This window comes from Bacteroidota bacterium (assembly GCA_034723125.1).
Classification (GTDB): domain Bacteria; phylum Bacteroidota; class Bacteroidia; order CAILMK01; family JAAYUY01; genus JAYEOP01.
This window is the reverse complement of record JAYEOP010000476.1, coordinates 2630-8687: the sequence shown is the minus strand read 5'-3', so window position 1 is coordinate 8687 and position 6058 is coordinate 2630. Positions and strand designations below refer to the sequence as shown.

Below are 6058 nucleotides of genomic sequence, written 5' to 3'. Positions count from 1 at the left end.
ACAGACGAAGTCTGTGGCTTTTATATTCTGCATAGTTCCTGAGTAGTAACAGTTTGTTAGCAAATCCTTGGTAACTGTTCACCAGCAAGCATATCTATAATTCTTTTTCCGCCAATTTCAGTATTTATCCATCCTTTGCCATGATGTTCATCAACAACCTCTCCTATTATTGAACTTGCTTTTCCCAGCTCATCTTTTTTAAGTATCGCAAGAACTTTTTCTGAATCTTTATTACTAACAACCATTACAACCTTACCTTCGTTTGCCACATAAACAGGGTCAAAGCCAAGTAGTTCACAAATTCCTCTTACGTTTTCATTTACCGCTAAATCATCTTCATTTATTTCAATACCATAACTTTTATTTTCTACAATTTCGCAGAGGACTGTTGATAATCCACCTCTTGTTGCATCACGCATAAATTTAATATCAGCCCCACTATCAATTACTTTTTTGATAAGTTGATTCAAAGAAGCACAATCAGATTTTATGTTAGATGAAAAATTCATATCATTCCTTGTAGCCATTATAGCCATTCCATGATCGCCAATCGTTCCGTTGATAATTATTTTATCGCCAATTTCAATTTTTTCTCCCGAACTTATTTCTTTGTTTTTTTCGCTAAGGATTCCAATTCCTGAAGTATTTATAAAAACTTTATCACATTTACCCCTGTCAACTACTTTAGTATCTCCCGTTACAATTTTTATATTTGCTTTCTTGGCTTCCTCAGCCATTGATTTAACAATTTTTTCAAGTTCGGAAAAAGAAAATCCCTCTTCAATAATAAATGAAGCACTCAGGAATAATGGTTCTGCTCCTGAAACTGCCAAGTCATTAACAGTTCCTGCTACAGCCAATTTACCAATATCTCCACCATTAAAAAAAAGTGGATCAACAACAAATGAATCAGTTGTAAAAGATATATTGTTTGCATTTATTTCCAAAATTGCCGAGTCGGTTTGCTTTTCAAGTATTGGATTAGAAAAATGCTTGACAAATAAATTTGATATAAGGTTATGAGTAAGCTTACCCCCACTCCCATGTCCTAATAAAATATTTTCATTCATGTGTATTTATTTTTTGTCCATTTTCATTCACTACACTTTAATTCAGTAGTCATTCTGTTTTCATTTGTCGTAATTCTTTAACTAATCGTTTGTTCATTTCTAACTATTTTATACTACCTACCGAAGATTGCCGACTACTTTCTGCCTACTGTCTTATTTTCACTCCCTATTATATTTATAAAAAGCATGGCAAGCTCCTTCGTTTGAAACCATGCATGCACCAACAGGATTTGATGGATCACAAACATTTGCAAAAAGTGAACAATCTTTTGGACTTTTTAATCCTTTTAAGATTTCACCACAAATACAACCCTTATCTTCCTTTGTTTTTTCAACCTCAACATCAAATTTTCTTTCAGCATCAAATTTTGCATATTTTTTACTAATTCCAAGTCCACTATTTGCTAATGTGCCTAGTCCTCTCCACCAGTCATCTCTATATTCAAAAACATCATACATCATTTCTTTGGCTTTGATATTACCCTCCACTTTTACAGCTCGCTTGTATTGTATTTCTACTTTTGGATTTTTTTCTTCAAATTGTTTTACAAGCATATAAATGGATTGTAAAAGATCAAGTGGTTCAAAACCTGAAATTACACAACCTACATTAAAATTTTCTGCCAATCCTGAATAAATCCCTGTTCCCGTAATTGTGCTAACATGCCCGGGACCAATGTATCCATTAATTTTCACACCTTCATCAATTAATGCATTCATTGCCGGAGGCATCACTTTGTGTGAACTAAAAACATAAAAATTATCAACATTTTCCTTTGCAGCTGTTATCACTCCTGCAGCAGTTCCCGGTACAGTGGTTTCAAAACCTATAGCCAGAAAAATAACTTTTTTTGTTGGATTTTCTTTGGCAATTTTTAAAGCATCCAAAATGGAATAAACAATTTTTATGCTCCTGCCCTTTGCTTTTTCATTATCCAATGAAGATGAAGAACCCGGAACACGAATAAGATCCCCAAAGGTTGTAATGATAACATTATCAAGCCTTGCATAAGCAATTGCTTGATCTATGTATTTTCGGTCGGTAACACAAACCGGACAACCTGGACCTGAAAGTAATTCAATTTGTGGAGGAAGCAAAGATGGGATACCGAATTTTTGGATTGACATTGTATGTCCTCCGCAAACTTCCATTAATTTTATTTCCTTTGTAGAAATATTTTCAATAGCTCTTACTATTTTTTTTGCTTTTTCTTTATTTCTAAACTCATCAATAAACTTCATCATTTTGTTTTAATAGGTAAGCTATTAATTGTGAATTTAAGTGAAAGTATATTTTTTTTTTAAAAAATCCCAACTATCAGGCAATTCGTTTTCCTGTTTTCTCCTCTTCTTCATCCAATTGCTTGTTTAATTCTTCAAATTCATTAAACAATTTTAATGTTTCCTGAGCTTCCTTTTCACTTAGCTTTTGAATTGCAAAACCCGTATGAATTAAAACATAATCACCAATTTTTACATCCTCAACTAATTGAAGGCTAGCATTATACTCTGTACCTCCAAGTGTAACCTTGGCTACTTCACCATTTATTTCTAATACTTTTGCAGGAATACTTAAACACATTTTAATTCTCTCCTTTTTGCTGCTATCACTAACTGTCCCAAAGCAATTCCTCCATCATTTGAAGGTATTTTGTTGTTACTAAAAACATCAAAGCCATTTGCTTTTAAAAGATTTTCAACTTTTTCTAAAATGAATCTGTTTTGGAATGTTCCGCCTGAAAGCACAATTTTATTTATATTTTCTCTTATTCTAATTTCTTTTGCTCCCGCAAAAATAACTTTTATTATTGTATTGTGAAATTTTGTAGCAATTATTGATATGGGAATTTTATCCTCTAAATCATTCAGTATTTCCAAGAATGTTGACTTAAAAGAAATTTCTTTATTAATGTCAAAACTATAATCAGTAGTAACTTTATCGTCAATAATTGACTCAAGTCTCATTGGTGCTTCTGCATGAAAATTTGAATAAGTACAAATATTTAACAATGCGGAAACTGCATCAAAAAGCCTTCCAGCACTTGACGATAAAGGACAATTCAATTTTTTATCAATTGCTTTTAATAAAAACTCTACTTTGTTTTTATCAATATTTTTTAAAAATTCTAGTTCTTTATCAAAAAACGACTTCCCTAAGTATGAGTACAAATAAGAAATTGCCATCCGCCAAGGCTCTTTAGTAACCTTATCACCACCTGGCATTGGGATATACTCAAAGTGTAATTTTCTATCATATTCATTTAAGTCATTTACAAAAAATTCAGCACCCCAAATATTTCCGTCATCACCATAGCCCGTACCATCAAAGCTAACGCCAATAACTTTTTCGTCAATTCCATGTTCTGCCATGCAAGAAGCAATATGAGCATGATGATGTTGCACTTTTAATTGCTTTACATCCAATTTGTCAGCGTACTGTGACGAAAGGTAATCAGGATGCATATCACTGACAATTAGCTTTGGTTTAAAACGAAATAACTTTTTAAATTGCTTAATCGTTTGTTCATAAAAATCTAATGTTTCAAGGTTTTTAAGGTCACCAATATGTTGACTCATAATTGCTTGATTCCCCTTTCCAAGTGCAAAACAATTAACAAGTTCAGCCCCTGTGGCAAAAATTCCTTCAGTATCAAAATTTAAATAAACCGGTGATGGAGCATATCCTCTTGACCTTCTAATTAGTCGGTTTTCTTTATTTACAACAAAGCCAACAGAATCATCCGTTCTGTTATAAATATCACGATTATAAATCAATAATGCATCTGATATTTTTGTTAATTTTTCTTTTGCAGTTTGATTGTCAATAATTATAGGTTCATCAGAAAGATTTCCACTTGTGAGAACAATCGCACTAAGCTTAAGTTTTTCAAATAATAAATAATGAAAGGGCATGTAGGGTAGCATTGCCCCAATTGTACTTATTCCATTAGAAATTGAAAAAGCAAGTTCCTTCTTTGTTTTAAGCAATACAATAGGTCGTTGCCATGAGTGAAGAACTTTTTCTTCTTCATTATTAATAAAAGCGAATTCTTTTAAAGAAGAAATACTAGAAAACATTACAGCAAAAGGTTTGCTTTCACGAATTTTAAGCTTACGCAATTTTTTAACAGCATTTTCATTTGTAGCATCACAAGCAATATGAAATCCACCCAAGCCTTTTAAGGCAAGTATTTTTCCTGATTTAAGGATGTTTGATGTTTTTTCAAGTATGTCTTCAAAATCAAAATAGCTTTTTTCATCCAGTATCAATTCGTAAGAAGGTCCGCAATCATTACATGCTACAGGTTGTGCATGAAATCTCCTGTCATAAATATCAGTATATTCATTCTTACAAATTTCGCACATTTCAAATACCGACATTGTAGTTTTTTCTCTATCGTAAGGGAGGTCTTCAATAATTGAAAAGCGAGGTCCACAGTTTGTACAGTTTGTAAAAGGATAATTTATCCTATGCTTCTGTTCTTTCATGTCTTTAAGACAATTATCACAAATAGAAATATCAGGACTTATTTCCGTAACTTCATTAGATTGATTTTTACTTTTGACAATTTTAAATTCATCAAAATAAGAAATTTCAATATTTTCTGTTTCGATAGAAAAAATATTAGAGGCAAATGGAGCTTCCTTTTTTATTGATTGAATAAAGCTGTCAATACTCTTTAGGTAACCTTCAGCAATAATAATTACACCGTCATTTTGATTCTTTACCCAGCCTTTTAATTTAAATTTTTTAGCAAGAACAAAAATAAACGGTCTGAATCCAACACCCTGAACAAGACCTTTTATGTGAATAATTTTTGAAATAATATTTTTACTTCTATTTCTCATTTTTAATTGAAGCTAATTTTTTTTTCGCTACAAACATAATATTTTTTAAATTTTCCAGTAAAAATCAGAACAATTTGTTACATTTGACCTATTAATAAAAGTTTTATATAATTTGAATTTGTTAAATTAAAGTATGGAGATAATAAAATGACACTAATTTTAAACAGAAAAGATGTAATGTCGGTATTGAAAATGAACGATTGTATTGACATTGTTGAAAAAGCATTTATTGAATTGGCTAACGGTACAGCTGATTTGCCATTACGAACAAATATTAAACCTCCGGGTGGATTAGCATTGTATATGCCTGCATATCTTAAAGAAATGGGTGCTTTAGCATGTAAGGTTGTTACTGTTTATAAAGATAACCCAAAAAATCATAACATGCCAACCACGATAGGAAAAGTGTTACTTCAAGACCCAGTAACAGGTGATGTTGTGTGTGTTATGGATGGCGGCTACTTAACTGCGGTTAGAACAGGTGCAGTTAGCGGAGTAGCTACAAAATATCTTGCTCGTAAAGATGACGGACAAAGTTGTGGTGTTTTTGGTGCCGGTGTTCAAGCAAAAATGCAACTTTGGGCAATTGCTGAAGTTCGTAATTTATCCAAAGCATTTGTTTATGATGTTTCTGACAAAGCAGTTGCTGAATTCATTAAAGAAATGAGTAAAAAACTTAATATTGAAATAATTCAAGTAAATACTGCTGAAGAATTACTTGATTGTGATATTTTATGTACTGCCACTTCATCACCTACACCAATTTTTGATGGTTCAAAAGTAAAAGAAGGAACCCATATAAATGGAATTGGTAGCCATACACCAAATGCAAGAGAACTTGATACTGAAATAATTAAAAGATCAAAATTTGTTGGTGATTCAAAAGAAGCATGTTTTAATGAAGCAGGAGACATAATGATTCCATTTCAGGATAATGAAATAGAAGAAAGTCACTTTTACGCTGAATTAGGAGAAATTATTACAGCTAGTAAAGATGCAAGGATTAACGATAGTGAAATCACAATTTTCAAATCAAATGGTTTGGCAATTCAAGATACAGCAACAGCCAAGTTGATTTACGACAAAGCTCTTGAAGCAAAAATCGGTGTTGATATAGAAATATAAATAATTCAATAAAA

At 31.8% G+C, this 6058-nt stretch carries 5 protein-coding genes; 1 reads left to right on the top strand and 4 read right to left on the bottom strand.

The features are described from left to right. Positions 1–56 precede the first annotated feature (56 nt). The 4 genes from hypE to hypF all read right to left on the bottom strand — a co-directional run bounded on the left by hypE (position 57) and on the right by hypF (position 4919). Positions 57–1070, bottom strand: a complete 1014-nt coding sequence (hypE, locus tag U9R42_12390; GenBank protein ID MEA3496817.1) for a hydrogenase expression/formation protein HypE — start codon at positions 1068–1070, stop codon at positions 57–59. A 159-nt stretch (positions 1071–1229) separates the two neighbouring features. Next, positions 1230–2312, bottom strand: coding sequence for a hydrogenase formation protein HypD (gene hypD, locus U9R42_12385; protein ID MEA3496816.1), 1083 nt, complete (start codon positions 2310–2312; stop codon positions 1230–1232). A gap of 76 nt (positions 2313–2388) precedes the next feature. After that, positions 2389–2652 carry a HypC/HybG/HupF family hydrogenase formation chaperone gene (locus U9R42_12380; GenBank protein MEA3496815.1) on the bottom strand — a complete coding sequence of 88 codons (264 nt, stop codon included), beginning with the start codon at positions 2650–2652 and terminating at the stop codon, positions 2389–2391. Beyond that, complete coding sequence (hypF, locus tag U9R42_12375; GenBank protein ID MEA3496814.1) at positions 2643–4919, bottom strand: carbamoyltransferase HypF; 2277 nt, start codon at positions 4917–4919, stop codon at positions 2643–2645. Before hypF ends, U9R42_12380 begins: the two co-directional genes overlap by 10 nt. A 147-nt stretch (positions 4920–5066) precedes the next feature. On the opposite strand from hypF, the gene U9R42_12370 reads away from it, so the two are divergent. Then, entirely contained in the window at positions 5067–6044 is a 978-nt protein-coding gene (locus U9R42_12370; protein MEA3496813.1) for an ornithine cyclodeaminase family protein, read from the top strand. Positions 6045–6058: the final 14 nt, after the last annotated feature.

What these genes read in the sequence shown, in the direction of transcription:
- hypE (MEA3496817.1), bottom strand. Translation starts at nt 1,070, where the DNA reads ATGAATGAAAATATTTTATTAGGACATGGGAGTGGGGGTAAGCTTACT.
- hypD (MEA3496816.1), bottom strand. Translation starts at nt 2,312, where the DNA reads ATGAAGTTTATTGATGAGTTTAGAAATAAAGAAAAAGCAAAAAAAATA.
- U9R42_12380 (MEA3496815.1), bottom strand. Translation starts at nt 2,652, where the DNA reads ATGTGTTTAAGTATTCCTGCAAAAGTATTAGAAATAAATGGTGAAGTA.
- hypF (MEA3496814.1), bottom strand. Translation starts at nt 4,919, where the DNA reads ATGAGAAATAGAAGTAAAAATATTATTTCAAAAATTATTCACATAAAA.
- U9R42_12370 (MEA3496813.1), top strand. Translation starts at nt 5,067, where the DNA reads ATGACACTAATTTTAAACAGAAAAGATGTAATGTCGGTATTGAAAATG.